Source organism: Alistipes sp. An66 (assembly GCF_002161445.1).
Classification (GTDB): Bacteria; Bacteroidota; Bacteroidia; order Bacteroidales; family Rikenellaceae; genus Alistipes; species Alistipes cottocaccae.
In genome coordinates, this window is record NZ_NFHT01000009.1 from 93149 (window position 1) to 114730 (window position 21582).

General features: G+C 61.1%; 13 protein-coding genes. 10 read left to right on the forward strand and 3 right to left on the reverse strand.

The window, feature by feature from the left end; all coding sequences use genetic code 11:
- The first annotated feature begins 2 nt into the window (after positions 1 to 2).
- Complete coding sequence (locus tag B5G16_RS07820) at positions 3 to 992, forward strand: DMT family transporter (protein ID WP_087262974.1); 990 nt, start codon at positions 3 to 5, stop codon at positions 990 to 992.
- 74 nt (positions 993 to 1066) lie between these two features.
- On the opposite strand, the gene B5G16_RS07825 is transcribed toward B5G16_RS07820, so the two are convergent.
- Positions 1067 to 3433, reverse strand: coding sequence for an outer membrane beta-barrel protein (locus tag B5G16_RS07825; RefSeq protein WP_087262977.1), 2367 nt, complete (start codon positions 3431 to 3433; stop codon positions 1067 to 1069).
- 270 nt (positions 3434 to 3703) lie between these two features.
- Here B5G16_RS07825 and B5G16_RS07830 point away from each other — a divergent pair, with 270 nt between their 5' ends.
- The 7 genes from B5G16_RS07830 (at position 3704) to B5G16_RS07860 (ending at position 14490) form a co-directional block, all read left to right on the forward strand.
- A complete protein-coding gene (locus tag B5G16_RS07830) occupies positions 3704 to 4432 on the forward strand; it encodes a lysophospholipid acyltransferase family protein (protein WP_087262978.1) in 729 nt (242 codons plus the stop codon).
- A 3-nt stretch (positions 4433 to 4435) separates the two neighbouring features.
- Positions 4436 to 6322, forward strand: a complete 1887-nt coding sequence (locus B5G16_RS07835) for a DNA topoisomerase IV subunit B (RefSeq protein WP_087262980.1) — start codon at positions 4436 to 4438, stop codon at positions 6320 to 6322.
- Positions 6323 to 6472: 150 nt separating this feature from the next.
- Positions 6473 to 9265 carry a DNA gyrase/topoisomerase IV subunit A gene (locus B5G16_RS07840; protein WP_442856543.1) on the forward strand — a complete coding sequence of 931 codons (2793 nt, stop codon included), beginning with the start codon at positions 6473 to 6475 and terminating at the stop codon, positions 9263 to 9265.
- A gap of 4 nt (positions 9266 to 9269) precedes the next feature.
- The gene (locus B5G16_RS07845) at positions 9270 to 9791 is read left to right on the forward strand and encodes a shikimate kinase (RefSeq protein WP_087262985.1); all 522 of its coding nucleotides are present in this window, start codon (positions 9270 to 9272) and stop codon (positions 9789 to 9791) included.
- A gap of 19 nt (positions 9792 to 9810) precedes the next feature.
- Positions 9811 to 10584 carry a glutamate racemase gene (murI, locus tag B5G16_RS07850; protein WP_087262987.1) on the forward strand — a complete coding sequence of 258 codons (774 nt, stop codon included), beginning with the start codon at positions 9811 to 9813 and terminating at the stop codon, positions 10582 to 10584.
- A 92-nt stretch (positions 10585 to 10676) separates the two neighbouring features.
- Entirely contained in the window at positions 10677 to 13709 is a 3033-nt protein-coding gene (locus tag B5G16_RS07855; RefSeq protein ID WP_087262990.1) for an FtsK/SpoIIIE family DNA translocase, read from the forward strand.
- A 181-nt stretch (positions 13710 to 13890) separates the two neighbouring features.
- Positions 13891 to 14490 (forward strand): LolA family protein, encoded by a 600-nt coding sequence (locus tag B5G16_RS07860; protein ID WP_239406031.1) that lies wholly within the window; start codon positions 13891 to 13893, stop codon positions 14488 to 14490.
- A 77-nt stretch (positions 14491 to 14567) separates the two neighbouring features.
- On the opposite strand, the gene B5G16_RS07865 is transcribed toward B5G16_RS07860, so the two are convergent.
- A complete protein-coding gene (locus tag B5G16_RS07865) occupies positions 14568 to 15296 on the reverse strand; it encodes a hypothetical protein (protein WP_087262993.1) in 729 nt (242 codons plus the stop codon).
- Between the two features lie 632 nt (positions 15297 to 15928).
- Between B5G16_RS07865 and gyrA the strand changes: the two genes are divergently transcribed.
- Complete coding sequence (gyrA, locus tag B5G16_RS07870) at positions 15929 to 18520, forward strand: DNA gyrase subunit A (RefSeq protein WP_087262996.1); 2592 nt, start codon at positions 15929 to 15931, stop codon at positions 18518 to 18520.
- 45 nt (positions 18521 to 18565) lie between these two features.
- Positions 18566 to 19912, forward strand: a complete 1347-nt coding sequence (locus tag B5G16_RS07875) for a tetratricopeptide repeat protein (RefSeq protein ID WP_087262998.1) — start codon at positions 18566 to 18568, stop codon at positions 19910 to 19912.
- Positions 19913 to 20372: 460 nt separating this feature from the next.
- On the opposite strand, the gene B5G16_RS07880 is transcribed toward B5G16_RS07875, so the two are convergent.
- The gene (locus B5G16_RS07880; RefSeq protein ID WP_087263000.1) at positions 20373 to 21413 is read right to left on the reverse strand and encodes a sugar kinase; all 1041 of its coding nucleotides are present in this window, start codon (positions 21411 to 21413) and stop codon (positions 20373 to 20375) included.
- Positions 21414 to 21582 lie beyond the last annotated feature (169 nt).

Sequence of the window (21582 nt, forward strand, 5' to 3'; positions counted from 1 at the left end):
AAATGCGCTCCGAACGTACCCGCGGTTACGTGCTCGGGGCCGTTGCCGCGGCCAGTTACGGCATGAATCCGCTCTTTGCCCTGCCGCTCTACGGGGCGGGGCTGGGTGCCGATTCGGTGCTCTTCTACCGTTATGTGCTGGCAGTGGTGATGCTCGGAGCGCTGATGCTCGTGCGTCGTCATTCGTTTGCGCTTTCGCGGCGCGACATCGTGCCGCTGGCCGGGATGGGCATCCTCTTCTCGGTGTCGTCGCTGACGCTCTTCGAGAGCTACAACTTCATGGACGCCGGCATCGCCTCGACGCTGCTGTTCGTCTACCCGGTGCTGGTGGCGGTGATCATGGCGGCGTTCTTCCACGAACGGGTGACCTTCACGACGGTTTTCTCGATCGCACTGGCCTGCACGGGCATCTCGCTGCTCTACCGGGGCGGTGACGGCTCGACGCTCAACCTGACGGGCGTCGTGCTGGTCTTTGTGTCGTCGCTCTCCTATGCGGTCTATATCGTGGGGATCAACCGCTCGTCGCTGAAAAACCTCCCGACCGAGAAACTGACTTTCTACTGCCTGCTTTTCGGCACGCTGGTCTATGTCGTGCGGTTGCGGGGCGGCGTCGATTTGCAGGAGATTCCGCGCGGATCGCTGTGGATCAATGCGTTGTCGCTGGCACTATTCCCGACGATCATCTCGCTGGTGACGATGGCCGGGGCGATCCGCCGCATCGGCTCGACACCGACGGCGATCCTCGGAGCGCTGGAACCCGTCACGGCGCTGTTTTTCGGCGTTGCGGTTTTCGGCGAGGCCTTCACGCCGCGCATCGGCACCGGAGTCCTGCTGATCCTGACGGCCGTAACGCTGATCATTGCGGGTCAGTCGCTGCATGTCCCGAATGCGGTGACGCACCTGGCCCGCTGGATGTGGCGCCCGCGGCTTCCGCGCTGGGCGGTGCGGTGGGCGCACCGTCTTCCGCTGCCGCGCCTGCATCATCGCCATTGATTCGATCCGACCTGCTGAAACGGAACGGCCGTCGGGAACTCTCCCGACGGCCGCCATCTTTTTCCGGGGTTTTGTTACAACCGCTTTTTCTCTTCGGCGGACCCCGCTTCTACGGATTTCCTGTTGAAGGCCTTTCCGCTCTTGAAGTTCCACGTCACGCCGAAGCGGTACTGGATCTTCCCCCAGGCCTGCCGGATGTTGACCGTGCGGACGAATCCGTCGCCCGCGGCACCGACCTTCTGCCCCTGGTCGAGGAGGTTGCGGGCCGAGAAGGAGAGGACGAACCGCTCACCGAACCGCTTCTTGACGCCGGCTTGCAGGAAGTGGTTGGGCATGACCCAGATGTTGCCCAGGTCGATGCGGCTCTGGTAGGCGTAGGAGAGGTCGATGTAGAATTTGGCCGGGAGGTTGAAGGTGGTCGATGCGTTGACGAAGGCCCAGTTGAAGTGCTGCTGGGCGCCGTGCTGCTCGACGCGCTGTCCGCGGCGCATGTAGACGGCGTTGAGGTTCAGCTGCCACCACTTGGCCGGCTGGAACGGGAGGTTGGCCGTCACGTAGTAGTTGGTCGTGGCGTCGAAGTTGACCCAGGCGATCCGCAACATGTCGGGGTCGTCGGGATCGGCGAGCATCGTCTGCTGGATCTCGCCGTCGACGATCTGCATGCCGCCGGTGAGGGTGTATTTCCCGGCGAGGACGAACGTGATGTTCAGGTCGTTCTGGAAGGCGGGGTCGAGCGACGGGTTGCCGGTCTGGTAGGTGTAGTCGGAGATCTGCCACCGCTGCGGGTTGAGGCACCAGAAACGGGGCCGCTGGATCGTGCGGGCGTATTGCAGGATGACCGAGTGTCCCTTCTCCTGCGAGAGGGCGTAGGAGATGTTGGCATTGGGGAAGAGCGAGAAGTAGTTCTGACGGATGTCGCCGCTCTTGCCGTGGGTGAGGGTGTACTCGCCGCGGATCCCGGCCACGAGGCTCCAACGCCCCAGTTGGGCCGTTGCCGTGGCGTAGGCCGCCGCGATGTTCTCGGTGTAGTTGACCGTGTAGCTCTGCTCGTCGTTGCGCAGCCAGGCACCGTTCTTCTGATATTCGTAGCGGGCGTTGTTGCGCATGTCGTTGAAGGTGTACTTGGCGCCGGCTTTGAGCGACCAGCGGGGCGAGAAGTTCTTTTCGAGGGCGAGGGTTGCCGTGGCGACATCGTAGATGCTCGCGGCGTTGTCGCGGTAGAGTGAGTCGAGCGTGCCGTCGGCGGAGGTCGTGCGGCTCGTGTTGTCGTTTCCGGCGTCGGAGTCGCGGCGCGTGTAGTCGGCCAGGAGCTTGACGGTCGAACCGAGGGTGTCGAGCTTGTGGATGTAGTTGAACGTCACGGTGTAGTTGTTTCCGTAGTTGTGGTTGTCGAACCGGCTCCGGGTGTTGGCCGTCTGCTGGCCGTCGCCCAGATCGGTGGCGGTGTCGGTGGGGCCCCAGGACCGGTTGCGCCAGTATTCGACTTCGGCGCCGATGCTGTTCCTGGTGTCGATTTCGAGGATGCTTCCGGCATTGATCCCGAAATTGCGGTCGTTGCTCGTGCCCTCGGAGCGGGCGGTCAGCCCCTTGTTCGAGGCGTTGTAGACGGTTTTTTCGTCGGAGATCGTCTTGCTGTTGTCCAGATACCCCCAGGCCGAGGCGTAGAAGTCGAGCCGTCCGGAGTGGAGGTTGATGTTGGCCGATGGGCTGTATGACCCGATGTAACCGCTCTGCGCGGTATTGAAGGCGACGGAACCGTTGAGCCCGTTTTCGCGGCGTTTTTTGAGGGTGATGCGGATGACGCCGGCCGACGAATCGGCGTCGTAGTCGGCACCGGTCACGGGCACGACCTCGATTTTCTGAATCTCCTCGGCGCGCAGCGAGCGCAGGTAGGTGAGCAGCTGTTCGTCGTCCATGCGCAGTTCGCGGTCGTTGATGTAGACCTTCGATCCGCTTTTGCCGTTGATGGAGATCTTCTCGCCGTCGATCCAGACGCCGGGAGCATGTTCGAGGAGTTCGATACCGTCCTTTCCGATGGCGGAGGGAGCATTTGCGACGTCGACGACGAAGCGGTCGGCCTCGCGGCGCACGAGCTGTGCGGAGACGACGACGCCTTCGATCCGGGTGGCGGCGTTGCGCATGACGATCTCTCCGAGGTCGTTGTTCTGTTCGACGCGGACGATGCGTTTCACGGGATCGAATCCGAGGTACTGGATCTGGAGGGTGTATTCACCGGGTGCGACCTTCAATTCGAACCGTCCGTCGGCATCGGAGGCCATTCCGACGACCTGCTGGGTTCCTTTGAGGAGTACGACCGAGGCGTATTCGACGGCCTTTCCCTGTTCGTCGACGACGCGCCCGACGGCGGGGCAGAGTCTTGCGGCGAGGGCCGATGCGGCGGCTACGGCAAGCGTTACGATCAGGAGGATCCACTTTTTCATGCTGCGTGAGGATTGCGGGTTTGTAATTTGTGCGACGTTTTATTTTACGACACAAAGATATGTAAAAAGTTTTGTACTTTGCAATACATAGTACCTTAATTTTCAAAAAATCTTTTTGACCTATGTATAAAAGGGGGCATTGCGTGAAAATTTTGTTGAAAAAAGGGCGCGCGGAGGGGTAGGAAACCCGGGAAATAATTGCTAAATTTGCAGATTGATTGGGATTCGGTCCGGTTTTCGGGGCGCTTCCGGTCGGAAAACAACCGCCTTATGTTGAGTGCTTTATACTATTTGTTTCTGGTGCTTCTGTGCACCGTGTTCATGATCCTGTCGGCCGTGGCTCTGGTCGTCTGCTACCCGTTCGACCGGGGGCGTCGCGTGGTTCACGAACTCTCGCGCATTCTGGTGCGGATCTTCTTCTTCATTCCGCTGCGCTGGCGCCAGCGGGTCGAGGGTCGGGAGCTGATCGACCGCCGGAAACAATACGTGATCGTCATCAACCACAACACGGTGATCGACATCCCGACGCTCTATTACCTTCCGCTCAACTTCCGGTGGGTTTCGAAGCGCGAGGTCTTCCGGGTTCCGTTCTTCGGCCAGTACCTGGTGCTGCACGGCGACATCTGCATCGACCGGGGCCGTGCGGCCGAGGCGCTGGAACAGATGGTGCGCAAGGGCAGGATGTGGATTTCGCGCGGGGCGTCAGTTGCGATCTTCCCCGAGGGCACGCGCTCGAAGGACGGGGAGATCCACCGCTTCAAGGCGGGAGCCTTTACGCTGGCGCGCGAGGCGGGAGTCGACATTCTCCCGGTGGTGCTGGACGGCACGCGGACGCTGATCCGGAAGAATCTGCTCTTCAACTGGGGCAACCGGATTACGATCCGGGTTCTTCCGCCGATTCCGGCGGAGCGTGTTGCGGCGACGGAGCCGCACGAACTGATGACGGAGGTGCACGATGCGATGTGCGCGGCGCTGTCCGACATCCGCAAGCAACGATAGACTATGGCAGATTTACTCAATACGAACCAAAACAACTACGGCGACGACGCGATCCGCACGCTCACCCCACGGGAACACGTGCGGCTGCGCCCGGGCATGTACATCGGCAAGCTGGGCGACGGTACGCAGTCGGACGACGGTATCTACGTGCTGATCAAGGAGGTGACCGACAACTCGATCGACGAGTACATGAACGGCTACGGCCACCAGATCGACATCACGGTCGAGAATAACGAGGTCTCGGTGCGCGACTACGGACGCGGTATTCCGCTCAATTCGCTGTCGGCGGCGGTGAGCGTGATGAACACGGGCGGCAAGTACGACGATGACGAGGAGGGCGCGGCGTTCAAGAAGACCGTCGGTCTGAACGGTGTGGGTGTCAAGGCTGTGAACTACCTGTCGAGCACCTTTTCGGCGCGTTCGGTGCGCAACGGCGAGGCCCATACGGTCTATTTCGAGAAGGGTCTCGAACAGAGCGACAGGTGGGAGAGCGGCCTCACGGAGAAGGACGGCACGGAGATCCGCTTCCGGGTCGACGAGGAGGTCTTCGGGCCCTACGCCTATAACTTGGAATACGTCGAGCAGCTGGTCCGGAACTACACCTACCTGAACCGGGGACTGACGATCCGGCTGAACGGTCGGAGCTATGCGTCGAAGAACGGCCTGCTGGACCTGCTGAACGAGAACATGTCGGAGGAGCCGCTCTACCCGCCGATCCACCTTTCGGGCGAGGACATCGAGGTGGTGATCGCCCACGGCACGGGCTACGGCGAGAGCTGCTATTCGTTCGTCAACGGCCAGTACACGACGCAGGGGGGTACGCACCAGGCGGCCTTCCGCGAGGCCATTGCGAAGACGGTCAAGGAGTTCTACCACAAGGATTACGATCCGTCGGACATCCGCACGTCGCTCATCGGGGCGATTTCGATCAAGGTGTCGAGCCCGATCTTCGAGTCGCAGACGAAGACGAAACTCGGGTCGAAGGAGATGTCGAAGTCGGGTCCGACGATCCGCAACTTCGTGGTGGACTTCCTGGGCAAGCACCTCGACGACTACCTGCACAAGCACCCCGAGACGGCGCAGATCCTGCAAAAGAAGATCGTCGAGAACGAGAAGGAGCGGAAGGCGATCTCGGGGATCCAGAAGAAGGCGCGGGAGACGGCCAAGAAGGTGTCGCTCAACAACCGCAAGCTTCGCGACTGCAAGATCCACCGCACGGACCGGAACGAACTGGCCGAACAGTCGATGATCTTCATCACGGAGGGCAACTCGGCGTCGGGCTCGATCACCAAGAGCCGCGACGTGCGCACGCAGGCGGTCTTCTCGCTGCGGGGCAAGCCGCTGAACTGCTACGGGCTGACGAAGAAGGTGGTCTACGAGAACGAGGAGTTCAACCTGTTGCAGGCGGCGCTGAACATCGAGGAGGACATGGACAACCTGCGCTACAACAAGGTGGTCATCGCGACGGATGCCGATGTCGACGGGATGCACATCCGGCTGCTGATGATGACCTTCTTCCTGCAATTCTTCCCGGACGTGATCCGTCAGGGGCACCTGTTCGTGTTGCAGACGCCGCTGTTCCGCGTGCGCAACAAGAAGGAGACGCTCTACTGCTACTCGGAGGAGGAGCGCCAGCGTGCGATCGCCAAACTGGGCGCCAATGCGGAGATCACGCGGTTCAAGGGTCTGGGCGAGATTTCGCCGGACGAGTTCCGGGAGTTCATCGGCGAAAACATGCGTCTGGACAAGGTGCGCATCACGAAGGACGACCCGATCCACGACCTGCTGGAATTCTACATGGGCAAGAACACCTACGAGCGGCAGGGCTTCATCATCGACAATCTGCGCATCGAGGAGGACCTCGTGGAGCAGGATCTGAAAATCAGTTAAGCGACTATGGCAAAGAACAAGGATAGAGACGATCTGATACCGGAGGAGGCGTTCGACGGGGATACCTCGACCCCGGATGCGGAGGAGGACGCGGGGACGGAACCGAGAGCGGAGCTGGGGGCGGATGCCGGGGTGGAGGAGAGCGAAGGAATGTCCGACGGAGCGCCTGCGGATGATGCTCCGGGCTCCTCGTCGCCGGCGAAGGCGGGGAAATTCGACCGCCTGACGCAGGACGAGGGCGACGTGCGCAAGCTGACGGGCATGTACAAGAACTGGTTCCTGGACTACGCTTCGTATGTGATTCTGGAACGCGCCGTTCCGCACGTCGAGGACGGCCTGAAACCGGTCCAGCGACGGATCCTGCACGCGATGAAGGTGGTGGACGACGGGCGCTACAACAAGGTTGCGAACCTCGTGGGCCAGACCATGCAGTACCACCCGCACGGCGACGCCTCGATCAAGGACGCGCTGGTGCAGCTGGGCCAGAAGGACCTGCTGATCGACTGCCAGGGCAACTGGGGCAACATCCTCACGGGCGACGAGGCCGCAGCGGGACGATATATCGAGGCGCGGCTGTCGAAATTCGCGCTCGACGTGGTTTTCAACAAGAAGACCACGGAGTGGATGCTGTCGTACGACGGCCGCAAGGAGGAGCCGGTGACTTTGCCGATCAAGTTCCCGCTGCTGCTGGCGCAGGGCTCGGACGGCATCGCCGTGGGTCTGGCGTCGAAGATCCTGCCGCACAACTTCAACGAGCTGATCAACGCGGCGATCGCCCATTTGCAGGGGCGCGAGTTCCAGCTCTACCCGGACTTCCCGACGGGCGGCATGGCGGACGTGAGCCGCTATAACGACGGACTGCGGGGCGGTACGGTGAAGGTGCGTGCGAAGATCTCGAAGATCGACAAGCGGACGCTGGCCATCACGGAGATTCCCTATACGACCACTACGGAGTCGATCAAGGATTCGATCATCAAGGCCAACGACAAGGGGAAGATCAAGATCCGGAAGGTGGACGACAATACGGCGGACAAGGTGGAGATCATCATCCAGGTGGCTCCGGACGAGTCGTCGGACAAGACGATCGACGCGCTCTACGCCTTCACGGACTGCGAGGTGTCGATCGCGCCGAACGCCTGCGTGATCTGGGACGAGAAGCCGCACTTCCTGGGGGTTTCGGAGATCCTGCGCCGCTCGGCCGAACATACGCGGTCGCTGCTGGGTCTGGAACTGAAAATCCGGCTCGGGGAGCTGAACGAGGCGTGGCATGCGGCGTCGTTGGAGCGGATCTTCATTGAGAACAAGCTCTACCAGCTGATCGAGGGCTGCAAGACCCGCGAGGAGGCCTATGCGGCCGTTGACAAGGGTCTGGAACCCTTCAAGAAGCGGTTGCGGCGGGAGGTGACGCTCGAAGACGTGCAGCGGCTCACGGAGTTGAAGTTCATCCGTATTTCGCGCTACGATTCGGAGAAGGCCGACAACGAGATCCGGCAGATCGAGGAGGATATCAGGACGACGCAATACAATCTGGAACACCTGACCGAATATGCGGTGGCATGGTACGAGCGGATCCGCGACAAGTACGGCAAGGGGCGCGAACGGCGCACGGAGCTGCGCGAATTCGACTCGATCGAGGCGACGAAGGTGGCGGTGACGAACGCGAAGCTCTACGTGGACCGTGCCGAAGGGTTCTTCGGGATCGGGAAGTCGATGAAGGATGCGGAGTTCGTGTGCGACTGCTCGGACATCGACGACGTGATCGTCTTCACGAAGGACGGGCGTTACGTGATCACGAAGGTGAGCGACAAGGCCTTCTTCGACAAGGGGATCTACTACATCGGGGTCTTCAAGCGCAACGACGAGCGGACGATCTACAACGTGCTGTACCGCGACGGGAAGAACGGCCCGATCATGATGAAGCGTTGCGCGATCAAGGGCATCACGCGCGACAAGGAGTACGACATCACGAAGGGCACGCCGAAGAGCGAGATTCTGTATATGTCTGTGAATCCGAACGGTGAGGCCGAGGTGTTGAAGGTTTACTTCAAGCCGCGCCCGCGGTTGAAGAAGGTGATCGTGGATCTGGACTTCTCGACGCTTGCGATCAAGGGACGCCAGAGCCAGGGCAACCTCTTCTCGCGCTACGGGATCCACAAGATCGTGCTGAAAGAGCGCGGGACGTCGACGCTGGGCGGTCAGAACATCTGGTTCGACGAGGATGTGCGGCGGCTGAATGCCGACGGGCGGGGCCGCCTGCTGGGCGAGTTCAAGGGCGACGACAAGCTGATCGTCTGGACGGCCAAGAACCAGTACTACATCACGGGTTACGACCTCGGGCAGCACTTCCCCGACGATACGACCTACGTGGGGCGCTACTCGCCCGACCGGGTGTACAGTCTCTGCTACTACGATCAGGGACAGCAATACTACTACATGAAGCGTTTCACGGCGGAGCTGTCGGACCGCATGCAGGACTTCCTCGACCCGGAGGACCGGTTCGTCTGCATGACGGAGCGCGCCGGAGCGAAGCTGGAAATCACCTACAAGGGGGCGCATGCCTCGCGTCCGGCCGATTTGGTGGATGTCGACGAGTTCGTCGGCGTGAAGAGCCACCGCGCGAAGGGCAAACGCCTGACCACCTACGAGGTGGATACGCTGCGGATGATCGAGCCGGAGCTTCCGCCCGAGCCCGAGTCGTCGGAGGATGAGGCGTTCGACGGCGACATGCTGACGGAGACCCCGGATGACGGTCTGCAAGCGGATGCGGTTTCGGAGGATACCTCCGCGAAGGAGCCGTCGAAGGAGGCTTCGTCGGGCGGCATTGTCTCGGATGCGGGGCTGCCCCGCACGGGTTCGGAATCCGGGGGCGTGGCCTTCGAGATCGACCGCCCGAAGGGCGATGCCGAGCAGATGATCGACCCCGAACAACTGAATCTTTTCTGACGTGATGGGACTCATTTTTCTGGTGGGCTACATGGGCTGCGGCAAGAGCACCCTGGGGCGGCGGCTGGCCCGGCGTCTGGGGGTTCCGTTCATCGACACCGACGCGCGGGTCGAGGAGCGCGAGGGGGCCACGGTCTCGGACCTCTTCCGCTACGAGGGCGAGCAGCGCTTCCGCGAGATCGAGCGCGAGGTGCTCGATGCGGCCATCGCCGGGAACGACTCGGCGGTGATCTCCACGGGGGGCGGACTGCCCGTCTGGGGCGACAACATGGCGCGGATGAACGCCGCGGGCTGCACGGTCTACCTGCGCCGCTCGGCGGAGAACATTGCCGGCCGTTTGAGCCCCTACGGACGCCGCAAGCGTCCGCGTTTGCAGGGACTGAACGACGAGGAGCTGGTGGCCTTCATGACGCGGGACATGGCCTCGCGGGAGCCTTTTTACAGCCGGGCGAAACTGATTCTGGCGTGCGATTCGCTTCCGGACGACGAACTGGTGGAGCGGATCGTGGCGCACGTCGGACGTTGATTTTCAAAGACTCGGAGCCGTGAACAATGCACCCATAGGCGTTTATGATTCGGGGCTGGGCGGGCTGACCGTCTGGCGCGAGATCCGGCGCATGCTGCCCGGAGAGTCACTGACGTACCTCGGCGACGGGAAGAACTGCCCCTACGGTTCGCGGCCCCGGGAGGAGATCCGCCGGCTGGCGGACGAGGCCGTGGGGCGGCTCGTCGGGGCGGGGTGCAAACTCGTCGTCGTGGCCTGCAATACGGCGACGGCCGCGGCGATCGACTTCCTGCGGGCGAAATACGCCGGGGTGCCGATCGTGGGCATGGAACCGGCCGTGAAACCCGCCTGCCTGGCCACCCGCAGCCGCGTGGTGGGGGTGCTGGCCACGGAGCGGAGCCTCGACGGAGAGCTGTTCCGCCATACGGCCGCGAAGTACGGCGAGGGAATCGAGGTGCTGATGGTGCCCGGCCGGGGGTTCGTGGAGCTGGTCGAGGGGAATCGGGAGTCGACTCCCGAAGCCGAAGCGTGCGTGCGTGCGGCTGTGGAACCGATGCTGGCGCGTGGCGCCGACCAGATCGTACTGGGGTGTACGCACTATCCCTTCCTGCTTCCCGTTCTGGATCGCGTTGTGGCGGGGCGGGGCGTTGCGATCGTCGACCCGTCGCCGGCCGTGGCAAGGCGCGTCGTGCAGCTGCTCGACCGCGACGGACTGCGGGCCGCAGCGGACCACCGCCCGGCGTTCGACTTCCAGACCTTCGCCGACGAAGCCTACCGCCGGCGCCTCGAACAGAAGGCTTTGGAATCCCTCTGACGGCACATTCTCCATTTTCACCCCTTCGGGGCCCGGAATCTCGGAAAAAAACCGTATCTTTGTTCGATAGAATCAAGACGAAATTCAGGAAAATGGCATCCCGCAATACATCCACCAACGCACGGCAGAACGTGCAGCGTTCGAATCGCGACAGCGCCCGCTGGATTGCGGGTCTGCTGGTGCTGTGTCTGGGTCTGTTCGCTGCCGCGGCGGTCTTCTTCTCCTTTTTCAGCTGGGACGCGGACCAGAGCGTCCTGCAAAAAACCGCCGAGGACCGCGAGTTGCTCGGCGCCGAGATCGAAAACCCCTGCGGACCGCTCGGCGCGCGGCTCGGACGCCTGCTGGTCGACAATTCGTTCGGCATTTTCGGGATCCTGATTCCCGTGATGCTGATCCTCATCGGTCTGCGGATCATCCGCCAGCAGCCGCTGCGGCTCAACCAGTCGATCCTTTCGCTCTTCCTCGTCATGATCCTCGGGTCGATGACGCTGGGCTTCCTGCTCGACACCCGTTGGGAGCTCTGTTCGAGCACGGGGCTGGGCGGCGCCTTCGGCAACCTGATGGCCAGCCGCCGCCCCTTCGGCGAAACCCCGGCGATCGGTCTGCTGCCGGGGGCCATCGGCTCGTTGGGGACGCTGATCCTGCTTGTCGGAGGGTGGATCCTGACGGGCGTCTTCATCAACCGCAACTTCATCAACAAGGTCAACCGGGCGGGCAACGTCCTCGTGGATCAGAGCGAGAAGATCGTCGATACGGTCCGCAGCAAGGTGATCCACCCGCGCGGCGGGGAGGATACGCCGCTCGACGGACCGACGCCGCTGGCGGATGCCGCGGCGAATGGCGTGCGCGGAGCGGAGGCAGCCGCGGCTGCGGAACCGACTGCGCGGCAGCGCTCCGGAGCAGAGTCCGCGACGGATGCGGGGATCCGGCGTCCGGAATCCGCGGAGAGGAGCAGCACGGAGCCGTCGGAACGTCGTCCGGTCGGTTTGCAGGTCGAGCGCCCGGCCGTGCAGCGCGCCGGGGATCCGGAAGGTGCCGGACCGGTTCCGGTGTCGCCGCGGACGGGCGTACAACGCCCGGCGGCGGAGGATCCCTTCGTGGAGCTGCTGCCCGACGGTACGCCGGTCGGAGCGCCTGCGGAGCCGGAGCCGGCGGCCGGAGCCGCGGTTGCGGACGGGGAGTTCACCGAAGTGGATCTTTCGCATCCGGAAGGACGTGTGGTAATGGGGCGCGGCGGGCTGGTCGAGCTGGAACGCCCGGCACCCCGGAATCCGTCGGGCGGACGCCCGACGGCGGATCCGGACGATCCGTTCATCGAGATCACGGTCGGAGACGACGTCCCGGAGGCGGCACAGTCCGCGTCGGAGGCGGAAAACAGCCCGTCGGGAGCCACGGAGCCCTTCGGGGCGGAGGAGGTTCCCGGCGCGGTCGGCGTCGCCGGAGCGGCTTCCGGAGAGCCGGAAGCGTCCGGCGCGGATGGGGCGGAGGGGCCGGCATTCGCGGAGACAGGAACGGGAGCGCCTGCGGCCGCACCGGAAGGACTGGTGGTGACGGTCGAGGAGCATGCGGCGAAACTGGTCGACGCGAAGTCGATCCCCACGGAGAGCTACGATCCGCTGAAAGACCTGGTGAACTACCGCAAGCCGCCCGTGACGCTGTTGGAGGACTATATTTCGGATTCGGAGGTCTCCGACGAGGAGATCTTCGAGAACAAGACCAAGATCGAGGAGACGCTCAAATATTTCGGCATTCCGATCCAGCGCATCAAGGCCACGGTGGGCCCGACGGTGACGCTCTACGAGATCGTGCAGGCGCAGGGCGTCAAGATCTCGAAGATCCAGGGCTTGCAGAACGACATTGCGCAGAGCCTCAAAGCCGAGTCGGGCATCCGCATCATCGCGCCGATCCCGGGCCGCGGGACGATCGGCATCGAGGTCCCGAACCGCAACAAGCAGGTCGTCTCGATGTATTCGGCGGTGCGTTCGCTGCGCTTCCAGGAGTCGAAGGCCGAGCTGCCGGTGGTCATCGGGCGCACGATCCAGAACGAGAACTACGTCTTCGACCTGACGAAGATGCCGCACCTGCTCGTGGCCGGTGCCACGGGACAGGGCAAGTCCGTGGGACTGAACGCCATCATCACGTCGCTGCTCTACCGCAAGCATCCCGCGCAGCTGAAATTCGTGATGATCGACCCCAAGATGGTCGAGTTCTCGCTCTACGCCCGGATCGAACGCCACTTCCTGGCCAAGATGCAGTCCGAGGAGGAGGCGATCGTTACGGACCCGAAGAAGGCCGTCTATACGCTCAACGCCCTCTGCACGGAGATGGACACGCGTCTGGAACTCTGCAAGAGGGCCGGGGCGCGGAACATCGCGGAGTACAATGCGAAGTTCGTGGCGCGGCAGCTGAATCCGATGAACGGACACCGCTATCTGCCCTATATCGTGGTGGTGATCGACGAGTTCGCCGACCTGATCATGACGGCCAAGGAGGTCGAAACGCCCGTGACGCGTCTGGCCCAGAAGGCCCGCGCCATCGGCATCCACCTGATCATCGCCACGCAGCGTCCGTCGGTCGACGTCATCACGGGCAAGATCAAGGCCAACTTCCCGGCCCGTATCGCCTTCCGCGTGATGCAGATGATCGACTCGCGGACGATCATCGACCGTCCGGGCGCCGACCAGCTGATCGGCCGCGGCGACATGCTCATCTCGAAGGACGGCGAGCTGACCCGTATCCAGTGTGCGCTGGTCGAGACGAGGGAGGTCGAGCGCATCACGGACTACATCTCCAAGCAGCAGGGCTATACGGAGGCCTATGCGCTGCCGGACTACACGCCCGACAGCAACGACGGGGTGCAGATGGGCAGCGAGGAGTCCTCGGCGCCGGTGAAGTACGACTCGCTCTTCGCCGAGATCGCCCGCGATGCGGTGTCGAGCGGTCAGATCTCGACGTCGATGATCCAGCGCAACTACGAGGTAGGATTCAACCGTGCGGGTCGCATCATGACGCAGCTCGAACGGGCCGGCATCGTCGGCCGTCAGCAGGGTGCCAAGCCCCGTGACATTCTCTTCTACGACCTTCCCTCGCTGGAAGCCAAGTTGCAGGAGCTTGGGGTGTCGTAGGCCGGCGTCGGGCCGTGGGGCGTGGGCCGTGGGGTCCGGTTTACGGGGTCGGTCGTGGGGCGTCGGGCGTGATAAGGCGTCGGGGTCGGTTTCCGGTCGGTCGTGGGGCGTGATAAGGCGTCGGTTGTCGGAGACATCGGAGGGCAGCCGGCAGGTAAAACGAAAAAAAGAGATTCCGAAGATGAAACGATGGTTGCTTTTGGCGGTGTTGCTGTGCGGCACGGTCCGTGCGGCGGAGAACCGCGCCGGGGAGATTCTCGAAAGGCTTGCCGCGGGGTTCCGCGCCATGAAAGGGTATGAGGTGGACTTCACGGTCGAGGCCGGGGAGTACCGCACCGCAGGCAGTTATGCCGTCGAGGGGCAGGGCTATTTCCTGACGCTGGGCGATGCCGAGGTTTTCTGCGACGGCACGGTCCGCTACGAGGTGGACAACGCCCGCCGCGAGGTGACGATTGCCGGAGTCGACTCCACGAGCCGCAACATCCTGAACAACCCCGTGCGGGCGTTCGATTTTCTGGGCGATGATTACCGCGCCGAACTCCTCTCCGAAACGGGAGGCAAGGCCGTGGTCCGGCTGACTCCGGTGGAGGGCAGCGGTGCCTCGGCCGGAACGGTCGCCGTGACGGTCTCGACCGCCACGATGCGTCCCGAGCAGCTCGATTACGACTATGACGGCGAACGCATCCGGGTTGTGGTGCGGCGTGTCGCGCCGCTGGCGGGACCGCTTGCCCGCTTCGAGCGGAGCCGCTTCGAGGGGTACGAGTTCATCGACTTCCGTTAATCTTGTCGAATGGCGGAGCGGATTGTCAGTAGGTTCGTTAAAAATATGGCGGCACGTCGTCTGTTGTTGATAGAGCGTTAGAGATCCTCTCCGTTGGCTTTATTGTACTCGTTATCGTAGAACATGAATATATGGTATTTACCCAATGGCTTTGAAATCATAAACCAAACAGATTTCTTGGTCAGCATGTTTACCTCATATTCTACCGAATATTTTGCCGTTAATTTGAAAATTTCTGATAGAATTTCTTCTGACGGGTTATCTATCTGTTCTTGAGTGTATTTATGTAATAGATCTGATTGAACTTTTTTTGTGATAAGTTGGGTTCTTTTGGCGAGCGATAGCGAATCAGTCAGATCAGTCAGAGGTTTCTGGTAAAATATGGCTTCATAGCGTTTATTGTGGACGGCCATCTCATAGGCGAAATCTTCATCTTCAGGTATAGTTTGGTCTTCACTCAAAGATGTATATCTCGGATTGTTTTCGAATTGTTGGCAAAGCAAATTAAATCGGATTCTGATATCTGTTTCACCACGGGGGGCTTTATCTGCCAACATGATTCTATAGACTTTATTGTTGTTTGTTACAACCTGTACATAGACATCGGTTCCATTGAACTCGCCTTCCAAAACATCTTTGTCCCATGTGGTGGATGTGAACCCTTTGGCTTTCAGCTTTTCAATCATGGCGGGCTTGTATCCGTCGACCGGGATACCGAGAAATTCTGTGACGTCTTTTTCCGTTTCTTGCGCTTGCAAAGCCGTAGTGCAGACGAAAGCAATGGCTACGCATAAAAATTTCTTCATAGGTGTTGTCGTTTTGTCCCGCTGGCGGCTCCTCCGGCGGTCATTTGTAAACAAGAAGCGTGGTGCCGCAAATGCCACGTCTAAACTTGAAGGTCGTAGGAAAACCTTTATTCAGAGATGTGGTAATAGCAGCCCACGCTATACGCGTGAGAACCATTACGCCTTTCTCTCTGAATAGTCTTGAAGTTCCTACGTTCCCGACTTCGAGATAAGCATAACGCTTCTTTCAGTATGTCCCGGGTCAGGTATGGCCCTACGACAAAGATAGCAAAAAAAATGTGACAACCCTCTTTTTCCCGGCAAAAACTGCCGTTCTTTCTGCAAACTGCCTCCGTGGTTTAAGTCGTTGGTTTGATGAGAGGCCGAGGGTTTGTGCGAATTGGACCATCCTCCAGACCGTTTCTCCCGACCCTCTGTCGGGTGAAAATTTTTTTTGCCTCAAATCGCCCGAAAAGGGCCAAAAAACGGCATGTTCCCTGAAAAATATCGCACGCGCGTGCGATTTTATCCCCCAAAGTTGCCCGGATCGCAAGAAATTACTATTTTTGTTCGTTATTTGGCGGGTTGTACCGAGGGGCGGCAGACGCTCCGACGCCGACCCGCGAGCGCAATCGGTTTTATAGAAGAGATAGATGCTTACAGAAGAAGAAAAGAATGCCGGTTTGGTGGGGCGTATTATCCCCATCAATATCGAAGAGCAGATGAAGTCGGCCTACATCGACTACTCGATGTCGGTCATCGTGTCGCGGGCCCTGCCCGACGTGCGCGACGGTCTGAAACCCGTACACCGACGCATCCTCTACGATATGAGCGCGGAGCTCAACCTCTACTCCGACAAACCGACCCGTAAGTCGGCGCGTATCGTCGGCGACGTGCTCGGTAAGTTCCACCCCCACGGCGATATGTCGGTCTACGACGCCATGGTGCGCCTGGCCCAGGAGTGGTCGATGCGCTACCCGCTGGTCGACGGGCAGGGTAACTTCGGTTCGATGGACGGCGACTCGCCTGCGGCCATGCGTTACACCGAGGCCCGCATGAAGAAGATCACCGACGAGGTGATGGCCGATATCGACAAGGAGACCGTCGACTGGACGCTCAACTTCGACGATACGATCCCCGAACCTACGGTCCTGCCGACCAAAATCCCGCTGTTGATCGTCAACGGAGCCAGCGGTATCGCCGTCGGTATGGCCACCAATATGGCCCCGCACAACCTGGGCGAAGTGGTCGACGCCTGCTGCGCCTATGTCGACAACCCCGAGATCTCGGGCGAGGAGCTGCTGCACTACGTCAAGGGCCCGGATTTCCCCACCGGAGGCCTCATCTACGGCTACGAGGGTGTGAAGGAGGCGATGCTGACGGGCCGCGGCCGCGTGATCATGCGCGCCAAGACCGAGATCGAGCATACGCCCAGCGGCCGCGAGTGCATCGTCGTCACGGAGATCCCCTACATGGTCAACAAGGCCGAGATGATCAAGAAGATCGCCGACCTGATCAACGACAAGAAGATCGACGGCATCTCCTACATCAACGACGAGTCGGACCGCAACGGACTGCGGATCATCATCATCCTGAAGCACGACGCCGTGGCGAGCGTGGTGCTCAACACGTTGTTCAAGAATACGCCGTTGCAGACGTCGTTCGCCGTGAACAACATCGCGCTGGTGAACGGACGGCCGCAGCTGCTGTCGATGCGCGACCTGATCAGACACTTCATCGATCACCGCCACGACGTGGTGGTTCGCCGCACGCGCTTCGACAAGCGCAAGGCCGAGGAGCGTCTGCACATCGTGCTGGGTCTGCTGATCGCGCAGGACAACATCGACGAAATCGTGCATATCATCCGTTCGTCGCAGACGCCGGATGCCGCCAAGCAGGCGATGATGGAGCGCTTCGAGCTCTCGGAGATCCAGGCGTCGGCCATCATCGAGATGCGCCTGCGCGCCCTGACGGGACTCGAACGCGGCAAGCTGATCGCCGAACGCGACGAGCTGACCGCCCTGATCGCCCACCTCACGGAGGTGCTGGCCAGCGTGGCCATGCAGATGCAGATCGTCAAGGATGAGCTGCTGGAAATCAAGGAGAAATACGGCGACGAGCGCCGCACGGAGATCATCTATGCCTCGGAGGAGTTCAATCCGGAGGATTTCTATGCCGACGACGACATGGTGATCACCATCTCGCACATGGGCTACATCAAGCGCACGCCGCTGGCCGAATACCGCACGCAGAACCGCGGCGGCGTGGGGGCCAAGGGCAGTGCCACGCGCGACGAGGACTTCATCGAGCACATCTACGTGGCCTCGATGCACAACACGATGCTCTTCTTCACGGAGAAGGGACGCTGCTACTGGCTGAAAGTCTACGAGATCCCCGAGGGTACGCGTTCGTCGAAGGGCCGCGCGATCCAGAACGTCATCCAGATCGAGCCCGACGACAAGGTACGCGCCTATATCAACGTGAAGCGTCTGAACGATGAGGAGTATGTGAACAACAACTACATCATCATGTGTACGAAGGACGGCACGATCAAGAAGACGAAGCTCGAAGCCTACTCGCGGCCGCGTCAGAACGGTGTGAACGCCATCGTGATCCGCGAGGGCGACCAGCTGATCGAGGCCAAGCTGACGAGCGGCCAGGCCGAGGTGATGATCGCGGCGCGTGAAGGCAAGGCGATCCGCTTCAACGAGACGACGGTGCGTCCGATCGGGCGTGTGGGCGCCGGTGTGCGCGGCATCTCGATCGACGAGGGCGACGAGGTCGTGGGCATGATCTGCGTGGAGCCCGACTCGAAGCAGGACGTGCTGGTATTGAGCGAGAACGGCTACGGCAAGCGTACCGATCTGGACGAGTACCGCATCACGAACCGCGGCGGCAAGGGCGTCAAGACGATCAACATCACGGAGAAGACCGGCAAGCTGATCTCGATCCAGGCCGTGACGGACGACAACGATCTGATGATCATCAACCGTTCGGGCCTGACGATCCGCACCGCGGTGTCGCAGATCCGGCTCGCCGGGCGAGCCACGCAGGGCGTGCGGATCATCAACCTGCGCGAAGGCGACGCCATTGCTTCGGTGATGGCCGTTCCGGCCGCCGGCGAGGAGGAGACTCCGGCCGCGGAGGAGGGCGGAACTCCCGAAGGCGTCGTGGAGGCCGGGATCTCCGCAGATGCGGAGTCCGCGACGGCGGCTCCCGGGACCGACGGCTCCGCGGAAGAATAGCAATGAACAGGGAAAACAACTGAAAAACTTTTAATTCCAATTCGTATGAAAAAGACGATTTTGACGGCTCTCGCGGCGCTGCTCGTTGCAGTTCCCGCCGTGCAGGCCCAGAAGGTGAACAAGGAGGCTCTCCTCGCCAAGATCGAGAAGAGCGATGCCGACATCGCCAACGAGAAGAAGGCTTCGAAGTCCGCAACGTGGATCAACCGCGGCAAGGCTTTCTATGAGGTGGCAGTCGAGCCGACGAAGAACCTCTTCGTGAACATGGAGGCCACGATGCTCAAACTGACGGTCGGGGATCCGAAGTCAACCTCGCAGGAGACGCTCAACGGCGTGCAGTACACGGCATGGGTCTATCCCTGGTTCACGGCCTACATCAAGGACAACAAGGTCGCTACGTGGAAGCAGACCAAATGGGTGATCAAGGATGCGCCCCGGAAGGCCATCGAAGCCTACAACAAGGCCTATGAGCTCGACCCGAAGAGCGCCGACAAGGTGAAGCAGGGCTTGCAGCAGGTCAGCGACTTCTGCTCGCAGGTCGGCAATGCCGGCATCGACTCCGGGGACTATACCGGAGCTGCGGATGCCTATGTTACGGCTTATGAGGCGCAGTCCAGCCCGGCCTATGGCAAGGCCGATCCGGCGCTGCTCTACTATGCGGGCTACCTGCTGACGGTCGACGGTGCGAACAACGCGGAGTCGTTCGTCCGGGGCGGCAACTACCTGCAACAGGCCATCGACCAGGGCTATGCCGACGAGGAGGGCAATATCTACTACTACCTCTTCCACTGCTACTACGGCCAGAAGGCTGCCGATCAGGAGAATGTCATGAAGTCCAAGCAGGCGCTGCTGACCGGTATCGAGAAGTTCCCGAAGAACGAGCGGATCCTCGACGGTCTGATGCAGCTCTATACGTCGGAAGAGGGTGTCGGTGACCCCGCGGACCTCGTGGCGCTGATCGACAAGGCGATTGCCGACAACCCGACGAATGTCGACCTGTGGTTCGGCCGCGGACGGATCTTCTATGCCCTGAAAGATTACGACAAGAGCATCGAGTCGTTCGAGAAGGTCGTGGAGCTGAAACCCGACCTGTTCGAGGGTAACTACTATCTGGGAGTCTTCTACACGATCAAGGGCGATGCGCTCAATAAGGAGATGAACGAGAAGCAGTACAGCAGCCAGTCCGCATACGACACGGATCTGAAAGCCGTCAATGAGGTCTATCTGGCCGCCGTGCCCTGGTTCGAGAAGGCTCATGAGATCAAACCCGAGGATGTGGATACGTTGGAGTTCCTGAAATCGCTCTGCTTCCGTCTGCGCGACGAACCGGGCATCATGGACAAGTACAACACCTACAACGCCCTCTACAAACAGGCAAAGGGTATCGAATAGTCGGTTCGGAATCCGATGATACGGAAAGCCCGGCCCACGGAAGTGGAGCCGGGCTCCCCTTTCTTAACCGGGTTTAGGGGCTGCGGAACCTTACAAGGAGCCCGAAGCATTTACCCGCTTCCGGCGGTTGAAGCGAGGAACTGCTTTGGAAACTCTTCGCTGACACCTCTGCCGCTGAAACCGGGTTCTTAAACCGGCACCTTTTGGTGTCAAAAGGTGCCACCAAAACCAGCCGCAAGTTGCTTTTCGCGGGAATCTTCGGAACTCCTCGCTGAACGGGTGCAGTAAGATCAAGCCTTTACAGCCTCCCGTTCCGGGCGCTCGGTTTTCCGAAGATTCTTTTTCCGCTCCAAGCAAAGTGCGGCGGCTGTCGACGCGGGTAAAGGTTTCGGAAACCCCACAAAGGTCCCGCAGCCCCTAAAACCCCTTTCTTAAAGGGGCCCGGTTTCTTAAACCGGGGTCAGCGGGCGATACGGCCGTTGATCGGGCCGCGGGCCAGTTGGGCCGTCTCTTCGGCCGTGAATTGTCCGTAGTCGCCCGGCACGGTGTTTTTCAGGGCGCAGGCCGCCGTGCCGAAATCCAGCGCGAACTGCATGTCGCCGGCGTGGCAGGCCAATCCGTAGACCAATCCACCGACAAAGGCGTCGCCCACTCCCACGCAGTCCACCACACAGTCGACATCATAGACCCGTGACGTGTAGAGCCGTCCGTCGGTGTAGAGTGTTCCGGAGATCAGATGGTGATTGGCGCTCAATACGCTGCGCAGTCCGAAGACAATGCCGCGACATGCCGGGAAACGCTCCGCCACTTGTCGCGAAGCCGCTTCGTAGCCCGCCGTGTCGGGTTGGTAGGCGGCGTCCCGGGCTTCGAATTTCGGGAGTTGCAGCCCGAGGATCCGTTCGTATTCGTCATCCGTGCCGAAAAAGAAGTCGCATTGCGCCATGAGCGGCGGCAGGACCTCCTGTGCCGTTTTGCCGTATTTCCAGAGGTTCTTGCGGTAGTTGAGGTCGCATGAGACGGTCAGCCCGGCCTGCCGGGCTGCGGCGATGGCTTCGGCGCAGACCTCCGCCGTCGAGGCGCTCACCGCCGCGGCGATCCCCGACCAGTGGAACCACGCGGCGCCGCGGAAGATCGCCGCCCAGTCGATCATCCCCGGGCGGAGGGTGTCGAACGACGAGCCGGCCCGGTCGTAGACTACCTGCGACGAGCGCATGGCCGCCGCCTCTTCCATGTAGTAGAGTCCGAGGCGCTGTCCGCTGCGGAGGATGTGCTCCGTGATGACGCCGTAGCTGCGCAGGTCGTCGATGCAGGCTTCGGCGATGCGGTTGTCGGGCAGGCAGGTGATGAATTCGCACGGCAGTCCGTAGTTGGCCAGTGCCACCGCGACGTTGGCTTCGCTGCCGCCGTAGCTGGCCTGAAAGATTTTCGTTTGGTTGAAACGCAACCGGGCGGGCGGCGTGAGCCGCAGCATGATTTCTCCGAAGGTGATGATCTTTTTCATACTCGATTTTCCCGCTGAACAGAACAAAGATAGTAAAAAAAGGGAACAGGTTGTCCCGGAGCACACCGCGGAGATCCCCGAAGCGGGCTCCCGGAGACCAAAACCCCTGACACCACCGGTGTCAGGGGTTTTCCTTGTTGAACCGGACCCTTCCGCGAAAAATTCAGCC

What these genes read in the sequence shown, in the direction of transcription:
- B5G16_RS07820 (WP_087262974.1), top strand. Translation starts at nt 3, where the DNA reads ATGCGCTCCGAACGTACCCGCGGTTACGTGCTCGGGGCCGTTGCCGCG.
- B5G16_RS07825 (WP_087262977.1), bottom strand. Translation starts at nt 3,433, where the DNA reads ATGAAAAAGTGGATCCTCCTGATCGTAACGCTTGCCGTAGCCGCCGCA.
- B5G16_RS07830 (WP_087262978.1), top strand. Translation starts at nt 3,704, where the DNA reads ATGTTGAGTGCTTTATACTATTTGTTTCTGGTGCTTCTGTGCACCGTG.
- B5G16_RS07835 (WP_087262980.1), top strand. Translation starts at nt 4,436, where the DNA reads ATGGCAGATTTACTCAATACGAACCAAAACAACTACGGCGACGACGCG.
- B5G16_RS07840 (WP_442856543.1), top strand. Translation starts at nt 6,473, where the DNA reads ATGTCCGACGGAGCGCCTGCGGATGATGCTCCGGGCTCCTCGTCGCCG.
- B5G16_RS07845 (WP_087262985.1), top strand. Translation starts at nt 9,270, where the DNA reads ATGGGACTCATTTTTCTGGTGGGCTACATGGGCTGCGGCAAGAGCACC.
- B5G16_RS07855 (WP_087262990.1), top strand. Translation starts at nt 10,677, where the DNA reads ATGGCATCCCGCAATACATCCACCAACGCACGGCAGAACGTGCAGCGT.
- B5G16_RS07860 (WP_239406031.1), top strand. Translation starts at nt 13,891, where the DNA reads ATGAAACGATGGTTGCTTTTGGCGGTGTTGCTGTGCGGCACGGTCCGT.
- B5G16_RS07865 (WP_087262993.1), bottom strand. Translation starts at nt 15,296, where the DNA reads ATGAAGAAATTTTTATGCGTAGCCATTGCTTTCGTCTGCACTACGGCT.
- gyrA (WP_087262996.1), top strand. Translation starts at nt 15,929, where the DNA reads ATGCTTACAGAAGAAGAAAAGAATGCCGGTTTGGTGGGGCGTATTATC.
- B5G16_RS07875 (WP_087262998.1), top strand. Translation starts at nt 18,566, where the DNA reads ATGAAAAAGACGATTTTGACGGCTCTCGCGGCGCTGCTCGTTGCAGTT.
- B5G16_RS07880 (WP_087263000.1), bottom strand. Translation starts at nt 21,413, where the DNA reads ATGAAAAAGATCATCACCTTCGGAGAAATCATGCTGCGGCTCACGCCG.